Here is a 20,843-nt window from a genome sequence, read left to right on the forward strand (position 1 = left end):
TTGAACAGGGCCGGGAGTTCGGACTGGTCGACTGCGGGCCGGCGTGTACCCCGTCGTCGCCAGCCAGTCAGCCGGCCGCAGGAGAGGCCGAAACCACCACGTTCTTCCCCCAGGGATCCTCGGTGTAGCAGCTGATCAGCACAACGCGATTGGGCACCATGTCCCAGATGGGGCTGTCCTTGAGGCTGGCCTTGAGGTAGGTGGTGACAGAGTCAACGCGGTAGCGGATGGTGCCGGTGGCCGTGACGACGTCGAACCCGTCTCCTGTGTTTGCCCGGGAGCTGAGGTGGTTGAACGGGGCATCCCGGTCCTCCCAGCTGTGCCCGATGATGTACGTGGTATTGCCGGAGCCGCTGCCCGGAACTCCGAAAGGTGTCAGCCAGTAGCCGTCCATGGTGGACGGGGGCACAACAGTCCGGCTGGCAGCCGCGGCGGCATCCGGTTCGAGCGGATGGACCTCGGTGTCAATGGCCGCCGCCTGGTACCGGACCCGCAGGGGTGCGGAAGCATCGGGCAGCACCGGCCCGGCGTCGGGCGTCGCTGACGGGGCGACGGACAAGGGTGCCGCCGTGGGCGCCTGTTCCGCGGGTTGTGAGGGCATGGGAACGGACGACGGCGGCGCTACCGAAGGTGCCGCAATTTCGGCCGCGCGGACGCCGGACCCCCCGTGGTTGCCGACGTCCGGCGGGCTAAGTAACGGGCCGCCGAATGTCAGCGACAGGAAACCCAGGACACCGCACAGGAGAATAGCCAGGTCCCCCCTGTTCAGGCGGTTCCAACGGGACCCGCGCACCACGCGTCCGCGGGCGGTGTGCCTGGCGGGCTGCTTCGACATGGGGCCCTTTCCGCGCCGCTGGCCGGTGCTGGTGTTGATCGGTGCTGGTGCTGGGTGAGGCTGATGGGGGAATGCGGTGAGGGCGCCCCGCCGGGACTGGCTGGGCGCCCTCACCGGTATGGCTGGAGACCCGGGCGGGTCAGCCCGCCGTCGGCGATTCGGTGCGGGACTTGCGCCGGACCGAGACCACGGCCCCCGCACCAAGCAGGACGCCCAGCCCGGCCAGCCAGGTGGTGCTTCCGCCGGTTCCGGTGACGGACGTCTGCGCGTTGTAGCCCTGATTGGTGCCGCGGCTGACAACAGCCGCCGGTACCTTGGCGACCGCACGCTGAGGGACGGCCGCCTGGCCCGCAGGCTTTTCCGCGGCCGGGGCGGGCGTGACCGGGGTTTCCGGTACCACCGGCGGCTGTTCCTCTGTGGGAGGCTGGTCGGCCGGCGGCTGTTCCTCTGTGGGAGGCTGGTCGGCCGGCGGGTGTTCCTCTGTGGGAGGCTGGTCGGCCGGCGGGTGTTCCTCTGTGGGAGGCTGGTCGGCCGGCGGGTGTTCCTCCGTGGGTGGTTGTTCGGCCGGCGGCTCTTCTTCGGTGGGTGGTTGTTCGGCCGGCGGCTGTTCCTCCGCAGGTGGCTTCTCCTCAACGGGCGCGGTGGCTGTGCAGTACTTGGCAAAGTTGGCCATTCCTGCAGTCGTCCAGTTATGGCCGTCCGTCAGCACGGAATTGGGCGCCACGATGTCTGCCGTTTCGAGCCTGTGGCTGCTCAGGGCGTTAATGCTGATGAAGGTGGCTACGTAGGGGTTGGTGGCACTGCTTGTGGCATGGCAGACGAGGACCTTTTTGGCGTTGTCGTCTGTGCCGGCAAAGGCCGGTGCGGAGACGGTGAGCAGTGCCAGCCCTGCGACCCCCAAGATTGGTAGGGCTCGGTTCATGATTTTTTCCCCAGACTGTAGTGAAGCTGGTCATGACGGGGGAGCGGCAGCTTCCTTGTTCCCCAGATGCATGGTCAGCTTGCTTGTGATGTCAGGCTAGGGCTCCGGGCGGGGACGGGTCCTGAGTAGCGGGTACTCGACTTAAGGGGCGGTTGACCTGCGGCGATACCTGCCCCTACCCGAAAATGACAGCACACTACCGGGTGCAGTGCGGTGCGCACGGACCCTTGAACGGCGACTTGCCCGCGCCTACCGTTGATGCATAGGAAAGGTGCGTGACGGGGCATGGAAATTTACATGTGGTGGCTGGACGTAAACCTCGACACCAAGGAATGGCTGCGGGAAAACCTGCGGGCGGGGGAATTGCCGCTGCCGGTCCTGCAGGGCATCGCCGAAGCGGGCGGACCGCATCCCGGGAATCCCGTGGAGGTCCTCACCGCGGCGGACTGGGATTTCATCGAGACGCAGTCCGAATTTGTCGACTGACCGTTCCCCGCGCCGGCCGGGTTATTCCACATAGCCGGGAAAACCGTTGCGGCCTTCCGGCCGGGATGGTTGCATGGGGTGCATGGCAACCGCAGAGAGTTTTGTCCTGGCGATCGGCACCAAAAAAGGCCTCTGGCTGGCCACGAGCCCGGACCGGCAGCGCTGGTCCTTCTCCGGTCCGCACTTCCTGATGAGCGAAATACCCAGCATCGGCATAGACACCCGGGCCGGCAGGACCCGGATCATGGTGGGCGTCAGATCCGAGCACTGGGGCCCCACGGTGGCTCACTCCGATGACCTTGGTGCCACGTGGTCCGAACCCGAAAAGGGTGCCATCACCTTTCCAGAAGATGCCGGCGCGGCCGTGGAACGGATCTGGCAGATCTATCCGGACGCGGAGGCCCGGCCCGGCGTGGTCTGGGCAGGGGCCGAGCCCATTTCGGTGTGGAAATCCACCGACGGCGGCGAGCACTTCGAGCTTAATCGCGGGCTCTGGGACCATCCCCACCGCAGCGAGTGGGGTGCCGGCTACGGCGGCGCCGCCGCACACTCCATCCTTGTCAATCCTGCAGGGGACACGGTCCATGTCGCCATGAGCACGGGAGGCGTGTACCGCTCGCTCGACGGCGGCACCTCCTGGGAGCCCCGCAATAAGGGGATCTCGGCCTACTTCATGCCGGATCCCAACCCGGAATTTGGTCAGTGCGTGCACAAGATCGCGGCGGATGCCGCCGTCGAAGGCCGCCTCTACGCTCAGAACCATCACGGTGTGTACCGCACCGACGATAACGGCGAAAACTGGAACTCCATCGCCGAAGGGCTTCCGGCCGACTTCGGCTTTGTGATGCTGACGCACCCCCGCCGGGAAGGAACCGCCTGGGTGGTGCCGTTGAAGGCCGACGGCGAGCGGATCCCGCCGGAGGGCAAGCTTGCGGTCCACCGGACGGACGACGCCGGCGCCACGTGGAAACGCCTGGATTCCGGGCTGCCCGCCCACGAATACAACAGCGTGCTGCGGGACGCCGCCTCGGTGGATTCCGCTGAACCGGCCGGCGTTTATTTCGGGACACGCGGCGGGACGGTCTACGCCAGCGCTGATGAAGGCGAAACGTTCACCGAGGTGGCATCGCACCTGCCGGACGTCCTGTGCGTCCGCGCGGCCAGGATCCCTGGTGCCCTTCCGGTTCAGGAAACGGCAGCTGCCCAGGGTGCCTGAGGTCAGGATGCCTGAGATCAGGGTGCTGCTGCCCAGCGTCCTCCACCCGCTGGCCGGCGGACAGTCCATCCTGACCGCCCCCGCCGAGGGCTCCATGACGGTGGGGGAGTTGCTCGAACGGGTGACTGGAAACTATCCGGTCCTCGCCCGGCGGCTTCGGGACGAAACCGGTGCCCTGCGCCGCTTTGTGAACATTTACGTAAACGGCGACGAAGTGCGGCGCCTCCGTGGCCTGGACACCGAAGTGGCTCCGGGCGAGGAGGTGCTGGTCATCCAGTCCGTGGCCGGTGGTTAGGCGCCCGTAGGGGTCAACCGGGCGGCATTCTGTTCCACCCCGCCGGGGACTTCCTTCCACCCGGTCAAGGGGAAACCAAACTCGTTCCAAAATCGTTGACAATTTCGTTTTCGATCCGTACCGTCGGTGTCGTGCGGACGTGACGGACGCGTCCATCCCGGGCAACGATGCGACAGGAAGGTGGAGGGTGGCCGCAAGCCTGAGCCTCACGGACGTCAACCTCCACTTCGGCGGGGTCAAGGTGCTGCAGGACGTCAGCATGAACGTGGCGCCGGGCGTCATCTTCGGCCTCGTGGGCCCCAACGGCGCCGGCAAGACCTCCCTCTTCAATTGCATCAGTGGCCATTACAAGCCAAGCTCGGGTTCCATCACCATTGACGGCACTGAAGTCCTCGGCAGCGCCCCGTCCCGGCTGTCGCGCCTGGGGCTGGCGCGGACTTTTCAGCATCCTGCCCTCCAGCTGCACTCCACGGTCCTTGAGAACGTTCTGCTCGGCGGCCACACGCGGCTTCCGGGCGGCCCTCTCCCATGGGCATTGAGGCTGCCCTTCACTGCACGCGCTGAGGACGAAATGCGCTCGGAAGCGCTCGAACTCCTGGATCGTGCCGGACTCGGCTGGGCAGCCGGCAAGCCCGCCGATGAACTTTCCCACGGGCTCCATAAGGGCATCGAGTTATGGCGGGCCCTGCTCTCCAAACCCTCGCTGTTGCTTCTTGATGAGCCGGCGGCTGGCCTCTCGCACGCGGAGGTAGAGCAACTCATCAGCACCGTGAAGCGTGTCCGGGATGAGCAGGACATCACCATTGTCATTGTCGAGCACCACATGGGACTCATCTCGGCTCTCACCGATCAGGTGGTGGTCCTGGATCACGGCCGCAAGCTGATGGAGGGCACCGCGGCCCAGGCGCAGTCGGACCCCCGCGTCATCGAGGCCTACATCGGGAAGGACGCAGCGGATGACGCTGCTTGAACTCTCCGACGTGACTGCATCCTACGGGCCTGTGCAGGTCCTGGACGGAGTCTCCCTCAGCGTGCCCGAGGGTGGATCTGTCGGTATCCTCGGCGCGAACGGAGCGGGCAAGACCACCACGCTGCGCGCCATCAGCGGCACGGTGCGGACGGGCGGACGGATCACCTTCGACGGCCGGGATATCCGCGGCTTCCGCCCCGACCAGGTCGCCGCCCTGGGGATCGCCCATGTGCCGGAAGGCCGCGGAACACTCGGCCAGCTGTCGGTGCGGGAAAACCTGATGGTGGGCGCCTACCTCCGCAAGGGGAAGCAGAAGATCGCCGCCGACGTCGACTATTGCCTCGATCTGTTCCCTCAGCTCCGGGACCGCATCGGTTCGCGGGCTGCGGCGCTTTCCGGGGGCGAGCAGCAGATGCTCGCCGTGGCGCGCGCGTTCATGGCCAAACCCAAGCTGTTGCTTCTTGACGAAGCATCCCTCGGGCTGGCGCCAAGCACGGCGAAGACGGTCTATGAGGCCATCCGCCGGCTGCGTCTTGACTCGGGAATCGCCATGGTGGTGGTAGAGCAGAATGCCAACCTGGCCTTCTCGCTTGTGGACACGGCCACCGTGCTGGAAACCGGCCGCAACGTACTGACCGGTTCCTCGGCCGAACTCAAGGGCATGGACGAGATCCGCCGCGCCTACCTGGGGGGCTGAACCATGGGAACCTTCATCCAGCTCGTAGTGGACGGCCTGGCCACCGGCTCTGTCTACGCTGCCCTGGCCCTGGCCATCGTGCTGGTTAACCAGGCAACCGGCCTGATCAACTTCGCCCAGGGCGGCATGGCTGTCTTCTCCGCCTATATTGCCTACGCCTTTGTGCGGGTGGGACTGCCGCTCATTGTGGCGATCCTCCTTGCGCTGGTGATTTCGTTCTTCATCGGCGCCCTGGTGGAACGCTTCCTGGTCCGCCGGTTCGAACGGGGGGACCCTGACACGGCCGTGGTGGTGACCATTGGCCTCCTGACCCTGGTCACGGGCATCGCCGCAGTTCTCTGGAGCTACAACAACCTTCCCTTCCCGTCACTTTTCCCGCTGACCAGCGTGGACATCCTCGGCGCGGTGGTAAGCGTCCGGTCACTTGCCACCACCGTGACCATCCTCGTCATCATGGGGGTGCTCCAGGTGCTCTTCCTCCGCACCAAGCTGGGGCTCGCGCTCCGGGCAGTCGCCGACAATCCCGGCTCCGCGGCGTTCTCCGGTCTTCCAGTAGGACGGCTCCTGATGATCGGCTGGGGCCTCGCAGCCGCCCTTGGCTGCATTGCCGGCGTGCTGGTGGCCCCGCAGCTGACCCTGACGCCGGGCATGCTGGACACCGCGCTCGTCTACGCGCTCGCCGCTGTCATCCTCGGGGGCCTGAGCAGCCCGATCGGCTGCGTGGTGGCCGCTTCTGCCATCGGCGTGCTGGAGAACCTCGTCGCCGTCTACGTACCCCTCGTGGGGCACGACCTCAAAATCGCGGTGCCTTTTGCACTGATCTTTATCATCCTCATCCTCCGTCCCCAAGGCCTGTTCGGGCGAAAAGTCGTGGTGCGGGTCTGATGAGCAACCCTTCTTCCCTTGTTCGCAACAAATTCGGCCGCACCGCCCTCATCGCGCTGGTTGCGGTGGTGTTGCTTGCCGCCCCGCTTTTCCTTCCGCCGTTCGCCAACCAGACGCTGGTGCGCATCGGTGTCTACGCTGTCGCGGTACTGGGACTGAACATCGTCATGGGCTACACCGGCCAGGTCAACCTCGGACAGATTTTCTTCGTCGGGCTGGGCGCCTACGTCACCGCCTACGGCGTCAACCAGGGATGGAACATCGTCCTTGTCTTCCTGGCTGCCTGTGCCATCGCCGGCATCGTCGGGCTGCTGGTGGCCCTGGCGGCCGCCCGGCTGGGCGGCCTCGCGATTGCGATGGTCACCATCGCGCTGCCCATCGTCGGTGTCCCGCTGGCCAAGCGGCTTGAGGAATTCACCGGCGGCTCCCAGGGCATCTCCGCCCGCTTTTCGGACGCCCCCGACTGGTCGGGCCTCTACAGCGACCAGTGGCAGTTCTACATCATCCTTCTGGTGACCGTCATCGCCTTCCTGTTGGCCCGCAACCTGGTGCGTGGCAAATACGGCCGGGCCTTCGGCGTCGTGCGCGAAAACGAAGCCGTGGCCGCGTCAATGGGAGTCTCGCCGTACCGCACCAAGGTACTGGCATTCACCATCGCTTCCATCTATGGCGGGGCGAGCGGTTTCCTGTATCTGGCAGCCGTGCAGTACACCTCACCGGAAACCCTCAGCTTCGGCCACTCCATCAGCCTTGTTGCGGCGATGGTGATCGGCGGCGCGGGAAGCATCGTCGGTTCGCTGATCGGCGGGGCCTACTACGTCTTCGTTCCGCAGCTCACCAACGCCATTGACCCAAGCTTCACCACGCTCAGCCAGGGCGCCATCCTCCTCGCCGTGCTGTTCCTGTTGCCCGAAGGGCTGGTCAGCCTGCCACGGGTGATCCGCAGGCTCACCCGCCGGGGCAGTACCCGATCCATCCCGGGGACCGATCCCCCCCAAGACCGCTTCGCCGCCCCGGCCAGTCACGGAGGCGGCCCCGGAGGAACTCGAACCAACTGAGAGGCAAGATCGATCATGAAACTGAGAAAAAAGTCAGGCGGGGTCCTCGGCGTCGTCGCGATGGTATCGATCGCCGCGCTTTCCCTTACCGGGTGCACCCGCACGGCGCCGGGGGAGGGCGGCGGCGCACAAGCGGCTCCGGGAGTCACGGACACTGCAATCACGCTCGGCGTCACCACTCCGCTCAGCGGCGCGACGGCGGGGCCGGGTACCTGCACCGTGGCAGGCGTTACCGCCTACTTCGGCTCCGTGAATGCCGCCGGCGGCGTGAAGTTCGGCGACGGTAAGACGCGGACGGTCAACATCAAGGCGTACGACGACGGCTACGATCCGCAGAAGTCTTTGGCGAACTTCCAGCAAATGGTGTCCGACAACGTCTTCGCCGTGACGGCCGGCCTTGGCACTCCGACCAACCGGGCCTTCCGTGACGCCGCCATCAGCGCCAAGGTCCCGCAGGTGCTCGTGATGACCGGCGACCCGCTGTTCAGCGACCGGAAGCAAAGCCCCTGGCAACTCGGGTTTGTGCCGATCTACCAGAATGAGGGTGCGGCGTTCGGCAAACTGCTGGCCCAGTCGAAGGGACAGCACAAAGTGGCCATCCTGTCGCAGAACGACGATTACGGCAAGGGCTACGTAGCGGGCTTTAAGGAAGCCACCAAGGGTGCCGCCAATATCTCCGTTGTCGGGGAACAGACTTATGAGGCCACCGATACATCCGTGGATGCCCAGCTCACCCAGCTGGCGTCGTCGGGCGCGGACGTCTTCTTCAACGCCATGTCGATCACCCCACTGATGATCGCTTCGCTGCAGAAGGCGCAGCAAATCGGGTGGAAGCCGAGCTGGTTCCTTCCCTCCAACACCTCAAGCCCGACGGCGATCCTGGAACCGGGCGGTGCCGGCGCCTACCCGGGCGTTTACACGGTGTCGTTCGCGAAAGCCCCGCAGAGCCCGACGTTCGCCAAGGACCCCGACGTCGTCAAATTCCTTGCGGACCTCAAGCAGTACGGCAACTACCCCGACGTGCCGGCGTTCCCGCACTGCATGTGGAGCTACATGGTGGGAGCCACGCTGGAGCAGGCCTTCAAGGATATGAAGGAGCCCACCCGCGACAGCTTTATGACCTCGCTGCGGAACATCAAGGGCCTGAAGGCGCCGCTGATGCTCGAAGGAACCGCGGTGGACACCACTACCGATGGCCAGCCGGCCGTCTCCTCGGTGCTCGTGCAAAAGTACAACGGCAAGGGCTACGCCACTGCTGAGAACTTCGGGTAACTGCGGGGAAGGCAGGGATCAGACGTGGGCGGAGTTCGGGTCAGACCGGACTCCGCTGCCTGCGTGTTGCAGTTCGTCGATGAGCCGGAGACCGCGTTTGGCCCAGGAGATCTCGCCCCGGGCCCTGTCCACCAGGCCTTCGTAGGTGAACCGTTTGAAGGCGATGGTCCGTTCACGGTCCTCCGGTTCGGTGACCGCCAGGCGCCGCACCAGCATCGGGTTGGCGACCTCATCGATCCGTAGGAGTTCGCCCTCCCACTGCGCCAGTTCACGTTCCCACTGATTGATGTGGGCACGGAAAAAATCGCGGGCGGCGTCCGGGGCGGCGGCCTCAAGGTACGCGGCCCGGAGGTGGGCAGGATCGCGGACCCGCGCGTACTCCAGCGGCGTGTGCATCCAGGTGAGGAACGCCTGCTCGCCGGCATCCGTCACGTGGTAAACCCGCCGGGTGGCGCGCTGGCCCCGCGGCTGTTCTTCGCCCTCGATGAGGTGCTCGGCCTCCATCTTGCGCAGCTCGGGATAAATCTGGGAGTCCGGCGCATGCCACACGTGACCCACCGACAGGGAGAACTGTTTCTGCAGTTCATATCCTGAGAGCGGCCCCACTCGAAGCAGCGCAAGAAGCGCGTATCGCAGGCTCATGGAGGATCCCTTCGGTGGCCGTTGCTGTCAGGGACGGACCCGCCCCTGACAGCACGGCTTCCAGCCTAGGCTGACTTGTAGTTGGTGCGCCAGCCGCCGTGGTACGTGGCGCGTGCCACTGAAGAGTATGGCACCGGGCTGACCACTGCCCGCACTTCCGTTTGGACGTGGGGTTCGACGGCGGCCTTGGACGTTCCGCCGTCCGGCTCGCCCCACACCACCTTCAGTTCGGTCCCTTCGGGCACGTCGGGATCGATGGTGGCCAGCGAGAGGGCCCGCCGTTCGTTGGCGCTGTAGCCGGTGAACATGGAGTATCCGACGACGGTGCCGTCCGCGTCGACCACGGAGTCGTAGTTCGCGGATCCGTAATTTGCCAGCGGCAGGTCAAAGAACTTGTAGCTGGGTCCTTCAACGTTGAAGAGCGACGCGAAAATCGAGGTCACATCCCCGCCGTCCCAGGCGAGCGTGACCTTCTTGCGCTGGGCGGCCACGTCCATCTTTTCCAGTGCGTCACGGCCGATGAAGTCATGGTCAAACTTCACGAACGAGCCGTAGCCGAGCTCCCAGGGGGTGAGGTAGTAATCCTCGATGTTCCCCGACACGAAGGACCCCGCGAGCGTCCCGGTAGCCTCGTAGCCGTCGGCGGGAAGCCATTCCCGGTAGCCGCGCTCGGCCTCGCCGCTGTAGATGGCCGGCAACGGCGAAGGGATCCAGCCGGACTCCAAAGTGTTGGAAGGATAGGCGCGGGATCCGACGGGGACCAGCCCGAACTCGGCACCGGCCTCGACGATCGCGTCACGGATGCGGCCATGGTCAGCATACGGACCCCAGACTTCAAGGCCCGGCGCCCCGGCCATGCCGTGGCGGAGGGTGCGCACGGTGGTGCCTGCGATTGTCATGGTGGACATGTTGAAGAATTTGAGCTGCTCGAGCGGGCCGCCGTTCAGCTTTTCGATCACCTGCCAGGCGTTCGGTCCCTGGATCTGGAACCGGTAGTACTGGCGGGTGACCTTCTCGCCGTACGGCCGGGACGGCGAACGCCGGTCCACCGTGATATCAAGGTTCCCGTAGCCGCCCGTTTCGCCGTGGTAGAGCAGCCAGTTCGCCGCCGGCGCGCGCCCCACGTAGACGTACTCGTCCTCACCTTCGCGGAACAGGATGCCGTCGCCGATCACGTGTCCGGACGCAGTGGTGGGCACATACTGCTTGGCCTTATTGACGGGGAACACGGCAGTGGAATTGATTGCCGTGGATGAGATGAGCTTGATGGCGTCCGAGCCCTTCATGAACAGGTTGTCCATGTGGTGCGACTGGTCATACAGCACTGCAGTCTGGCGCCAGGCGGTCTGCTCCTTGATCCAGTTCTGGAAGTCGGCCGGGACCACCGGGTAGATGTAGGAGCCGATCTGGGAGTTGCGGAGCAGGTCAACTGCGCCGCGGGATGAATCGAGTACTTCCTGCAGATTCCTGGGTGCCACGATGAACCTCTTATCTGTGTCGATTTATCTGTGTCGATGGTCGGTTTTGTTTGGTCAGGCTGATCCGCCGGCCGGGGATCAGAAAACGATGGTCTGGTTGCCGTGCCGGATGACACGGTCTTCGGCGTGCCACTGCACGGCCCGCGAGAGCACGGCCCGCTCGACGTATGCTCCGCGGGCCTGAAGATCGGTGGCCGAGTGGGCGTGGCTCACGCGGGCCACATCCTGTTCGATGATGGGGCCCTCATCGAGGTCCCTGGTCACGTAGTGCGCGGTGGCGCCGATCAGTTTTACGCCCCGCTGCTTCGCCTTCCGGTACGGGGCCGCGCCGATGAACGCCGGCAGGAAGGAGTGATGGATGTTGATCAGCGGCACCCCGGCCCGGTCGAGGAAATCCGGCGACAGGATCTGCATGTAGCGGGCAAGCACCACAAAATCCACATTGCCCGCAAGCAGCTTCAGGATCTCGGACTCCGGGTGTGACTTGTCGGCGTCGCCCGAGGGCACGTGGAAGAAGGGCACCCCGAAGGAGCGGACATCTTCAGCGGTATTGGTGTGGTTGGAGATCACCATCGGGATGGTCACCGGCAGCTCGCCCCGGCGGTGCCGCCAGAGCAGCTCGAGCAGGCAGTGATCGGACGTCGAGACCAGGATGGCCATGCGCTTGGGCACGGATTGGTCGGTGAGCTTCCAGGCCATTCCCAGCGGGTTCAGGGTTTTCTCCAGATCATCCTTTATCCCGGGCATTGCCACCGCGAGGTCGGGCCGGGAGAACACCACCCGCTGAAAGAAGTCGCCGCCCGTGGGATCGGACGAATACTGGTCGAGCGAGATGATGTTTCCGTTGTTGCGGGTGACCAGTGCGGCGACCGCCGCAACGATTCCCGGCTGGTCCGGCCCGTGGACTATCAGGCAGGCCTGGTCACGTTTGGCCTCGGTGTGTACAGCCACTGCTGCCGCCTCACTCCTCACCGGGGTTGAACCGGCGGACCCAGCCCGCGGTTTCCGCGAGGCCTCCGAAGGTGTAAAAATGCAGTCCGATCTGTCCGCCCAGCCCGGGGCCCGCGGCGTGTTCGGCAAGCACGGCGGCAAGGTCGTTGACGAAGTTGTCCGGTCCCGCAACCCCCATCAGGTTGGTGAGGGAGAAGCCGTATTTCTTAACGATCATGGCATTCGCGCCGATGCCGAAGCGGCGTGCGAAGCCCAGGAGCCGCTTGACCCCGGCCGGTCCGGGGGTGCCGATGCGGATGGGCGCCTTGATGCCCCTGGCCCGGACGGCGTCGACCCACCCGGCAACGGGAGCGCTGTCGAAGGCGAACTGGGTCACGATCAGAGGGTCGAAGCCGTGCTCCTCGAGGGCGGCGGACTTCTCTTCCAGGGCCCGCCACAGGGTGTCCGTGGAGATGTCCGGGTGGCCTTCGGGGTAGCCGGCGATCCCGACTTCGCGGACCCCGAACTGCTGCAGGATTCCGCTGTTGATCACGGCCAGCGAATCCGGGTAAGGACCTTCAGGCCGGGTGGGATCGCCGCCGATGACGAACACGTGTCCGGTGGCGTCCACTTCCTGCAGGCGGCCGAGGAACTCCTCAAGCTGCTGCCGGGACTTCAGGCGGCGGGCCGAGATATGCGGGACGGGCACGAACCCGAGTTCGCGGACTGCCTTCGCCGCGGCCACACGCATGTCCAGGTCTTCGTTGCCGAGGAAGGTCACGTTGATCCTCGTCCCGAGGGGGATGAGGGGCCTGGCCTCGATGAGCGCCGGGATGTCCTTCCCGGTCATCTCAAGGGAAAAATCCTTCATGAGTTCGAGCGATGCTGCACGGTTGGTCGCGTGCGAGATTTTGGTCACGATCGCAAATCCTTTCGGCGGGGCGCGACAGTGCGCCTGCCCACCACTTTACCTATGCACATAGGGAATGTATATAGGTAAAGTGGTGGGGGCCTGGGATGCTTCCGGAACTAGCCCGCCGGGGGCCCTGCGGGCGGGCCTTCGGGCTCGAGGTGGGCGATGGAACGGGTGTCCTGGAACGCACGGACGCCCTCGATTCCCTGTTCACGGCCCATGCCGGACTGCTTCATCCCGCCAAAGGGCGCCCGCAGGTCCAGCCGGGTGGCGCCGTGATCGTTGACCCAGACGTAGCCGCAGACCAGCCGCCCGCCCACCCGGTTGGCCTTGTCCGGATCGGCCGTCCACACCGAGCCGCAAAGCCCTGACCACGAATCGTTCGCTGCCCGGATGGCCTCGTCCTCGTTGTCGAACGGGATGAGCGGGATGACCGGGCCAAACTGCTCCTGGGTGACAACGCGCAGTGACGGGTCGGGGTCGATCACGAGGGCGGGGCGCAGGAAGTTGCCGCCTGCCAGCTCCGGATCGGTTGGCAGCGTCCCGAACTCCCGGACGTCTGCGCCTGCCGCCTTCGCCTCCTCGATGATCTCGCTGACGAACGCCTTCTGGGCCGGAGAGTGCAGCGGGCCCATCGTGGTGCCCTCCGCCAGGCCGTAACCGATGACCGCCCGGTCCAGCCGCTCCGAGAGTCCGCGGACCATCTCGTCCAGACGGGAGCGGTGGACGTAGATCCGCTTGGCATTCATGCAGATTTGCCCGGTGGTGTCGAAGACCGCGGCGTACAGGCGGTCCAGGTGCGTGTCGTCCAGGACCGCGTCCTCGAGGACGACGGCGGGGTCGTTTCCGCCGAGCTCCAGCGTTACCCGGGTCAGCGACTTCGATGCCATTTCCATGATCCGTTTGCCGCCCGCCACACTGCCCGTGAAGCAGACCTTGGCCACATCCGGGCTGGTAATCAGGGCGGACATGTCAGCGTCCTTGCCGGTGACGACGTTCAACACTCCCGCCGGCAGCTTCTCGGCAATCCTCTGGACCACACGGGTGGTGGCAAGCGGCGTGGTGGGCGGCGGCTTCACAATCGCGGTGTTCCCGGCGAGGAGTGCGTGCGGCAGGGACGCCGCGAGTATGGCGATGGGCCAGTTGAACGGCACGATGATGGTTACGACGCCGAGCGGCTGATACGCGACGGTGGTGGAGACGGGAATCCCGGGTGCCGGCGGGAGCACCTTGGTCGCGTCCACGTCGTCGGCCAGCGCGAGGGCAAGGTTCCAGCGGATCTCGAAGACGAGGGAGTCCACCCAGGCCTCCATCCGGATCTTTCCGTTCTCCTGCGAAAGGATGGCGGCATCCTCATCGCGAAAATCGGCGATGCCCTCCAACGCCACGCGCATCTGCTCGGCACGTTCCCTCGCGCTGAGCGCGGACCAGGAAGGATAGGCCGCCTTTGCGGCCGCGATCGCATCGTCGACGTCGCCGGGCCCGGCCGCTGCCGCGTGTCCAACGATGAGACCCGGCTTGCCTGGATCCGCGACTTCCAGGGTCCCGGCGGCCTGCCGTTCCGCGCCCCCGATAAAGAGCCCCGTTGCTACCGGGGCCGCTGTGTTCATTGTGTCGGTCATGGCTTAAGCACCTCTCTGTGCAGTATTGCCGGATAACTTCATTGTGGTCACTGGACGTTCGGGGTTCCATGAGTATGGAACGTTTCGATGGTCTTCATGCCCCAGGCCTGGCCTTTCTTGCGTTCCTCCTGGGTCCACTCCACCACGGGCGAATCGGGGTCCAGCAGGAGCCGGGCGCCGGCGTTGGCGAGTTCAATCCGGTTCCCGCCAGGCTCCCAGACGTACAGGAAGAAGGTCTGGTTGATGGCATGTTTGTGCGGCCCCGACTCGATGTGGATGCCGTTCTCCAGGAAGATGTCCGCCGCCTTCAGGATGTCCTCCCGGGTGTCCGGGGCGAAGGCGACGTGATGGAGCCGGTTGCCGTGCTTGAGCCAGTCATCCGAGTAGACAATGTCGTAGGACTTGTTGTTGAAGTGGAACCACCACGCGGCGTACCCGCCGTCGTCGAGCTTGATCCGCTCACTTTCGCGTCCCCGCAGTGCCGAGGCGACGAACTCGCCGTTGGCCACCACGTCCTTGGCCAGGAAATTGATGTGGTCCAGCCTGCGGGCATTGACGCCGCGGCCGGGGAACGCGGAGGCCTGGTTCTTCAGCGCCGGTTTGTCATCGGTGGCTACGTAACGCTCGGTTTCGTAGTAGATCGCCAGATCATGCCCGTCAGGGTCGCGGAACGCGTACGTGGGACCGGTACCCACCTCCCCGTCAATCCAGCCCACGCCCAGTCCGGTCGCCTCGATTGCCGCGACCCTGCGCTCAAGAGCCTCCTGGCTGGTGGTCCGGAACGATGTCCGCCCCACGCCGGCGTCTGCCGCTTCAGTGAGCTTCACCGTGTAGAGCTGGTATTCATCCCACGTGCGCAGATATACCGATCGGTTCCCGGACCCGGACGTCCCGGCCTCTCCGGATTCCGCCACGACCCGCATGGCCAGCAGGTCACGGAAGAACCACAGGCTCTTCTCGAAGGTGGGCGTCAGCAGCTCCACGTTCCCCAGGTGGGCGACGTCGAACGAGGTGAACTCGGTCATGGACTTGTCCTCTCTCGGGGTGGGTATCAGAGACGCGGGCGCGGGAAAACGCGTCCGTCGAAGATTTTCCGGGCCGTGCGAAGGGCGGCCGAACGGGTGACCCTGAAGCCGGCGCCGGCCCTTTCCACCCCGACCTCAACATCGAAGTGGCCGGTTGGATGCTCAATCCGGAAGGGCCTTCCCGCGGTCGGCAGTACGGCGAGGTCATGGCCCACGGATCCCTCGGCCAGGACTCCGGCGCCCACCGTGAGGGCGCCGAGCACCCCGATCGAGGTGTGCACCCGCACCGGCAGAAAACTCCGGGTGGCGATCGCACCACCGGCACGCGGCGCGGCCAGCAGCACCAGTTTCGGCACGGTGGCGCCGGTGACATCGCCCATGCCCATCAGCTCGGCTGCCGCCAGGCGAAGCGCGGCGAGACGCTCGGCCAGGGCGGCGTCCGCTTCGAGGTCTTCAGGTGATTCGCTTCCGGTGACGCCGAGGTCCGTTGCGCGCATCAGGACGCTCGGCATGCCGTTGTCCACGCAGGTCACGTCCACTCCGGCCACCCTGTCCCACACGTGGCCGGAGGGAAAGAGCGCACCCGTTGCCGCGCCGGCCGTGTCCTCAAAGTTGAGTTTGATCGCGCCGGCGGTACCGGGGACGCCGTCGATCGCCAGGTCGCCGTCGTAATCCACCATGCCGTCGGGTGTGGCGAACGTGGCGGTGGCGATGCTGTCCGTGTTGACCATGCGGATGCGCACCCGGGTCTGCTCGCCGCCGGCGGGCACCAGCCCGCGCTCCACCGCGAACGGTCCCACGCCGGCAAGGATATTGCCGCAGTTCTGCCGGTCGGTCACGAACGCCGAGTCCACGCCGAGCTGCAGGAAGAGGTAATCGACGTCGGCGTCGCTGTTCCCCGAGGGTGAAATGACGGCGACCTTGCTTGTCAGGGGATGCGCCCCGCCAAGCCCGTCGATCTGCCGGGGGTCCGGTGTGCCCATGATCCGCAGCAGCACGTCATCGCGGTCATCAGGGTTGCGGGGAAGATCGGAGGCGAGGAAGAAGGCGCCCTTTGAGGTACCGCCGCGCAAATACATGCAGGGGATGCCCTCAACCGTGGCCATGCCCCGCCTCGACCCCGCCCGCGCTGCCAGACCCGGAACCATATTCCGCCGAGCTGACATACCGTACGCCTAAGTTTTCAAGGGCACCGCGAAGGTTGTTCCGGTCCAGGCTCAACTCACCGCGGCGGTAGGCCGCGCGGGACTCCGCCTCTTTGGCGGCCCGCGCATCGGCAGCCCCCAGTACCTCCTGCACGTCGGGGCGCGGCACGCACAGCACGCCGTCGTCGTCGGCCACTATGACGTCGCCCGCGCGCACCAGGGTGCCACCCACCGGAATGGGCACATTCACCGCGCCCGCCGTCGCCTTGACCGTGCCCTGGGCATTGACCGCTGCGGACCACACCGGAAAGACCATGGCCCTCAGGTCAGCAACATCGCGGACCCCGCCGGTGGTGACCAGGCCACGGACGCCGCGGTGCTTCAGTGCTGTGGCAAACAGCTCCCCGAACGAGCCATCCAGCGAGGGGGAAGCCGTGGTCACCACGAGGACGTCACCAGCGCGGCACTGTTCAACGGCGGCATGGATCATGAGGTTGTCTCCCGGCCAGCAGAGCACGGTGACAGCCGACCCCGCGATCCGGACGCCTTCCTGGATGGGGCGGAGCGAAACGCCCACCAGCCCCGTACGGCCCATCGCTTCGTGAACCGTGGCGACACCGTGCGCTGCGAGCCGTTCGATGTCCGCGGCCGCCGCCCGTGCCACATCGGTCACCACAACGGTCTTCATTCAAGGACCTCGGTGACCTGGGGGTAGAAGCGCATGTAGGCTTCGCCTTTGGTGTCCACCGGCAGGCCGAGGTTGGGACCGGCGTTCCGCTTGACCTGGACTCCCCGGCGTACCGCCAGTGAGGTGTAGTAGTCCCACATGTGCTGCTGGGCGGGCAGGCACTCCATGGCCTTCTGCTTCGCGGGAAAGGCGGCCGTGATGTCGAGGAGGACGTCGGGCTTGAAGTCGCACTGTTCCGGCTGGTGCGGCTCGAAAAAGAACACCGGCGGCGCGCCGAGCACCTCGCCGGGGGCGTCGTAGCCGATGGCCTGGGCCAGGATCCTCGCCTCGATGGCGAGCTTGGCCGCGGCGGGATGATCGCCGTTGTACGGGTCCAGCAACGGGTGGGTCAGCACGACGGTGGGCTGCACCCGCCGGTAAATAGTGACGAGCTGATCGAGCAGTTCGCGGCTCGGCAGCAGCGGGTAGTCCCCCGCGTCGAGGAATTCCACTTCGGCCCCGAGTGCGGCGGCGGCGGCCTCGGCCTCGCTGCGGCGCAGGGCCTTGATGTCCTCCAGCGACTTCCCGGCAAGCCATTGGCTGGCCGATTCGCCGCGCTCGCCGTAGGAGAGGCAGACGACGACGGCCCGCTCGCCGCGGGCGGTTGCGGCGGCGATGGCACCCCCGGCCCGCCAGACGAAATCGCCCGCGTGCGCACTCACGATGAGCACAGTGCCCTTTGTGGCCATGATCAATCCCTTCCGGATCGCTCCGCACCGTGTCATGCCTTCGCATTCCCGACAGCCGGCAGCAGCGGACAGTGCCAGACAACCACGCCCCGGCACCTTAATCAAGGCTTCGGCTACAATTTTGTTACCAATCCTGGCACGCATGTTCTAGACTCACGATTCAGGAGCCTGCCGCTCATGGCGCGGGGGTCGAACAAAGGAGTTCTCCGTGACGAAGACAGTGCAATGACTGAAACCCTGCAGGCCGCGATCGAACGGCTGGGCTCTCCAACTGAACTGCTGCGCAACTCGCAGGCCAGCCCCACCGTCTTCCCCGTGACACCCGAGTTCAGCAACTGGCGCTCCGAACAGCGCTCCTGGCGGACCAGTTGTGCCCTGCTTGACCAGTCCCACCACATGACCGACCTGTTCCTTCGCGGCCCGGGCGCCGAAGCGCTCCTTAGCGGGCTCGCCGTGAACTCCTTCGCCACCTTCCCGGCGGACCGCGCCAAGCAGTTCATTGCCGTCAACCACCAGGGGCAACTGATCGGCGACGCCATCCTGGCCCACCTTGAGGAGGACTCCTACAACCTGGTGGGGCACCCGATGGTGCTCGACTGGGTGCAGTTCCATGCCGAAACCGGCGGCCACGATGTCGAGATGGAGCGGGACGGGAACTCGATCGTGCGGCCCGGGGACCCGCGGCTGTTCAGGTACGAGCTGCAAGGGCCAACCGCCCCCGCCATCATCGAGAAGCTGATTGGCGGCCCCGCTCAACACATCGGCTTCTTCCACATGGGCCGCTTCCCGATCGCGGGGCTGGAAGTGCGCAGCATCCGGCACGGGATGGCCGGCCAGCCCGGGTACGAGCTCTTTGGACCGTGGGCCGACGGCGCCCGGGTCAGGGACGCGCTGCTGGAGACCGGCGCGGAGTTCGGCCTGACCCAGGTTGGGGCCAAGGGGTACTCCACCGCGAACCTCGAATCCGGCTGGGTGCCCTCACCGGTGCCGGCAATCTTCTCCGATGACGCGCTCCGCGCCTACCGCGAGTGGCTTCCCGCCGCGGCGGCCGGCTCGCTCGGCGGAAGTTTCGCTTCACCGGAGATCGAGGACTACTACCTGACCCCGTACGACCTCGGCTACGGCCGCTCCGTGGCCTTCGACCATGATTTCATCGGCAGCGACGCGCTCAGGGGCCTGCCCGAGGGCTCGCACCGCCACAAAGTTACGCTGGTGTGGAACCCGGACGACGTCCAGGAAGCGATCGGCTCGCTCATGCGGCCGGGCCTTCCCGCGAAGTACATCGAGCTGCCCAAGGCACGGTACGCCCTCTACCAGGTGGATCTGGTCTTCCGGGACGGGGCCGCGATAGGCCAGTCCTTCGACTGCGGCTATATCGCCAACGAGCAGTCCTTCGTTTCGCTCGCAAGCCTGGACCCGGGCACCGCTGGGCTTGGCGATGAGGTGACGGTGCTCTGGGGCGAAGAGCCCAATTCAAACAAGCTCCAGGTGGAGCCGCACCGCCAGGTGGCCGTGCGCGCCACTGTCGCCCCCGCACCGTTTGTGCAGTTCGCCCGTGAGAACTACCGCGTCGCATAGGGGCGCGGCCAACGAACCCGCCCGTACAGAAGGAGAAGAACCGATGGCAAGCAAGTCCCTGCAGGATGTACTCGACGAGGCAGGCAACACCGTCGAACTGTTGCGCAACTCCCAGCTAGGCGCCTATATCTACCCGGTGGTCCCCGCGGAGTTCACCAACTGGCGGCGGGAGCAGCGCGCGTGGCGGGAAACCGCCGTGCTCTACGACCAGTCGCATCACATGGTGAACTTCTTTATGAAGGGCCCCGGCGCCCTGAAGCTCCTGTCGGACACCGGGATCAACAGTTTCGCCAACTTCCCCGTGAACACCGCCAAGCAGTTCGTGCCGACGGCGTCCAACGGGGGCGTGATCGGGGACGGCATCCTGTTCCACCTGGCAGAGAACGAATTTGTCTACGTGGGACGGGCTCCCGCGGCGAACTGGCTCCAGTTCCACGCCGAAACGGGCGGGTACGACGTCGAATGCACCTATGACGACCGGTCGCCGTCGCGCCCCTACGGCCAGGCGGTCCGGCGCGAATTCTTCCGCTTCCAGATCCAGGGCCCCAAGGCCTGGCAGATTATCGAGAAGCTCAACAACGGGACCCTCGAGCAAGTGAAGTTCTTCCACATGGGGCACCTGAATATTGCCGGGGAGCAGATGCGGACCCTGCGCCACGGGATGGCGGGAGCCCCGGGACTGGAGATCTGGGGGCCTTACGAGCAGCATGGGAAGATCCGCGACGCTGTCCTTGACGCCGGCAGTGAGTTCGGCATCGAGCCCTGCGGGTCCAGCGCCTACTCCTCGAACACTTTGGAATCGGGCTGGATCCCGTCGCCGCTGCCGGCGATCTACAGCAGCGACGCCGAACGGGCCTATCGTGAATGGCTGCCGGCCACGAGCTACGAGGCCATCAACGCGCTCGCGGGCTCCTACGTCTCGGGCAATATCGAGGACTACTACCTGACGCCGTGGGAGCTTGGCTATGGCTCGTTCGTGAAGTTCGATCATGACTTCATCGGCCGCGACGCCCTCGAAAAGGTGGATCCTGCTTTGCAGCGCAAAAAGGTCACCCTCGCCTGGAACGATGAGGACCTGGCCAAAATCTGGGCGTCATTCCTGGACCGCGACAAGCCGGGCTACCAGTTCTTCGACATCCCGAATGCGAACTACGGCTCATCGAACTACGACTCCGTGGTGGACGCAGACGGCACGGGCGTGGGGCTCTCCCTGTTCACCGGGGTCACCGCCAACGAACGGCGCGGCCTGTCGCTGGCAACGGTTGATTCCGACGTCGAACTTGGCACCGAAGTCCATGTCATCTGGGGTGAGCCGGACGGCGGATCACGCAAGACCACCGTTGAGCCGCACGAGCAACTCAGTGTGCGCGCCGTGGTGAGCCCTGCGCCTTATGCCGTCACGGCCCGGACGGAGTACCACGGCGGCTGGCGCACTGCGGGGACCGCCGCCCGATGAGG

The 20,843-nt window shown here is 65.8% G+C and carries 21 protein-coding genes; 10 read left to right on the forward strand and 11 right to left on the reverse strand.

Features of this window, described 5'->3' with window-relative positions:
• Positions 1-67: 67 nt before the first annotated feature.
• Complete coding sequence (locus PY310_RS04525) at positions 68-835, reverse strand: class F sortase (RefSeq protein WP_275213035.1); 768 nt, start codon at positions 833-835, stop codon at positions 68-70.
• 139 nt (positions 836-974) lie between these two features.
• Positions 975-1,757 (reverse strand): hypothetical protein, encoded by a 783-nt coding sequence (locus PY310_RS04530; RefSeq protein WP_275213036.1) that lies wholly within the window; start codon positions 1,755-1,757, stop codon positions 975-977.
• 285 nt (positions 1,758-2,042) lie between these two features.
• On the opposite strand from PY310_RS04530, the gene PY310_RS04535 reads away from it, so the two are divergent.
• The 8 genes from PY310_RS04535 to PY310_RS04570 all read left to right on the forward strand — a co-directional run bounded on the left by PY310_RS04535 (position 2,043) and on the right by PY310_RS04570 (position 8,636).
• On the forward strand, positions 2,043-2,243 hold the full coding sequence (locus PY310_RS04535; RefSeq protein WP_275213037.1) for a hypothetical protein: 201 nt from the start codon (positions 2,043-2,045) through the stop codon (positions 2,241-2,243).
• A gap of 73 nt (positions 2,244-2,316) precedes the next feature.
• Positions 2,317-3,459 (forward strand): WD40/YVTN/BNR-like repeat-containing protein, encoded by a 1,143-nt coding sequence (locus tag PY310_RS04540; RefSeq protein WP_275213038.1) that lies wholly within the window; start codon positions 2,317-2,319, stop codon positions 3,457-3,459.
• A gap of 7 nt (positions 3,460-3,466) precedes the next feature.
• On the forward strand, positions 3,467-3,754 hold the full coding sequence (locus tag PY310_RS04545) for a MoaD/ThiS family protein (RefSeq protein WP_275213039.1): 288 nt from the start codon (positions 3,467-3,469) through the stop codon (positions 3,752-3,754).
• A gap of 187 nt (positions 3,755-3,941) precedes the next feature.
• Positions 3,942-4,724: an ABC transporter ATP-binding protein gene (locus PY310_RS04550; RefSeq protein ID WP_275213041.1), complete on the forward strand. Its 783-nt coding sequence runs from the start codon at positions 3,942-3,944 to the stop codon at positions 4,722-4,724.
• Positions 4,711-5,421: an ABC transporter ATP-binding protein gene (locus PY310_RS04555; RefSeq protein WP_275213042.1), complete on the forward strand. Its 711-nt coding sequence runs from the start codon at positions 4,711-4,713 to the stop codon at positions 5,419-5,421. Before PY310_RS04550 ends, PY310_RS04555 begins: the two co-directional genes overlap by 14 nt.
• A gap of 3 nt (positions 5,422-5,424) precedes the next feature.
• Positions 5,425-6,306, forward strand: a complete 882-nt coding sequence (locus PY310_RS04560) for a branched-chain amino acid ABC transporter permease (RefSeq protein ID WP_275213043.1) — start codon at positions 5,425-5,427, stop codon at positions 6,304-6,306.
• A complete protein-coding gene (locus PY310_RS04565) occupies positions 6,306-7,364 on the forward strand; it encodes a branched-chain amino acid ABC transporter permease (protein WP_275213044.1) in 1,059 nt (352 codons plus the stop codon). The genes PY310_RS04560 and PY310_RS04565 overlap by 1 nt, the downstream gene beginning before the upstream one ends.
• Before the next feature lie 15 nt (positions 7,365-7,379).
• The gene (locus tag PY310_RS04570) at positions 7,380-8,636 is read left to right on the forward strand and encodes an ABC transporter substrate-binding protein (protein ID WP_275213045.1); all 1,257 of its coding nucleotides are present in this window, start codon (positions 7,380-7,382) and stop codon (positions 8,634-8,636) included.
• Positions 8,637-8,654: 18 nt separating this feature from the next.
• Here PY310_RS04570 and PY310_RS04575 read toward each other — a convergent pair whose 3' ends face one another.
• The 9 genes from PY310_RS04575 to PY310_RS04615 form a co-directional block, all read right to left on the reverse strand.
• Positions 8,655-9,278, reverse strand: coding sequence for a PadR family transcriptional regulator (locus PY310_RS04575; RefSeq protein WP_275213046.1), 624 nt, complete (start codon positions 9,276-9,278; stop codon positions 8,655-8,657).
• A gap of 65 nt (positions 9,279-9,343) precedes the next feature.
• Complete coding sequence (ligM, locus tag PY310_RS04580; protein ID WP_275213047.1) at positions 9,344-10,756, reverse strand: vanillate/3-O-methylgallate O-demethylase; 1,413 nt, start codon at positions 10,754-10,756, stop codon at positions 9,344-9,346.
• Positions 10,757-10,834: 78 nt separating this feature from the next.
• Positions 10,835-11,707: a formyltetrahydrofolate deformylase gene (gene purU / locus PY310_RS04585; RefSeq protein WP_275213048.1), complete on the reverse strand. Its 873-nt coding sequence runs from the start codon at positions 11,705-11,707 to the stop codon at positions 10,835-10,837.
• A 10-nt stretch (positions 11,708-11,717) separates the two neighbouring features.
• Positions 11,718-12,605: a methylenetetrahydrofolate reductase gene (locus tag PY310_RS04590; protein ID WP_342755731.1), complete on the reverse strand. Its 888-nt coding sequence runs from the start codon at positions 12,603-12,605 to the stop codon at positions 11,718-11,720.
• 110 nt (positions 12,606-12,715) lie between these two features.
• Entirely contained in the window at positions 12,716-14,221 is a 1,506-nt protein-coding gene (locus tag PY310_RS04595; protein ID WP_275213049.1) for an aldehyde dehydrogenase family protein, read from the reverse strand.
• Positions 14,222-14,268: 47 nt separating this feature from the next.
• The gene (locus PY310_RS04600) at positions 14,269-15,246 is read right to left on the reverse strand and encodes a VOC family protein (RefSeq protein WP_275213050.1); all 978 of its coding nucleotides are present in this window, start codon (positions 15,244-15,246) and stop codon (positions 14,269-14,271) included.
• A gap of 26 nt (positions 15,247-15,272) precedes the next feature.
• The gene (locus PY310_RS04605; RefSeq protein WP_275213051.1) at positions 15,273-16,352 is read right to left on the reverse strand and encodes a 4-oxalomesaconate tautomerase; all 1,080 of its coding nucleotides are present in this window, start codon (positions 16,350-16,352) and stop codon (positions 15,273-15,275) included.
• Positions 16,339-17,079: a 4-carboxy-4-hydroxy-2-oxoadipate aldolase/oxaloacetate decarboxylase gene (locus PY310_RS04610; protein ID WP_275213052.1), complete on the reverse strand. Its 741-nt coding sequence runs from the start codon at positions 17,077-17,079 to the stop codon at positions 16,339-16,341. Before PY310_RS04610 ends, PY310_RS04605 begins: the two co-directional genes overlap by 14 nt.
• Positions 17,076-17,807 carry a PIG-L deacetylase family protein gene (locus tag PY310_RS04615; RefSeq protein ID WP_275213054.1) on the reverse strand — a complete coding sequence of 244 codons (732 nt, stop codon included), beginning with the start codon at positions 17,805-17,807 and terminating at the stop codon, positions 17,076-17,078. The genes PY310_RS04610 and PY310_RS04615 overlap by 4 nt, the downstream gene beginning before the upstream one ends.
• 225 nt (positions 17,808-18,032) lie before the next feature.
• On the opposite strand from PY310_RS04615, the gene PY310_RS04620 reads away from it, so the two are divergent.
• Positions 18,033-19,385, forward strand: coding sequence for an aminomethyl transferase family protein (locus PY310_RS04620; protein ID WP_275213055.1), 1,353 nt, complete (start codon positions 18,033-18,035; stop codon positions 19,383-19,385).
• 43 nt (positions 19,386-19,428) lie between these two features.
• Positions 19,429-20,841 carry a vanillate/3-O-methylgallate O-demethylase gene (gene ligM / locus PY310_RS04625; protein ID WP_275213056.1) on the forward strand — a complete coding sequence of 471 codons (1,413 nt, stop codon included), beginning with the start codon at positions 19,429-19,431 and terminating at the stop codon, positions 20,839-20,841.
• Positions 20,842-20,843: the final 2 nt, after the last annotated feature.

The sequence above is a fragment of the Pseudarthrobacter naphthalenicus genome, from assembly GCF_029076445.1.
GTDB classification, from domain to species: Bacteria; Actinomycetota; Actinomycetes; order Actinomycetales; family Micrococcaceae; genus Arthrobacter; species Arthrobacter naphthalenicus.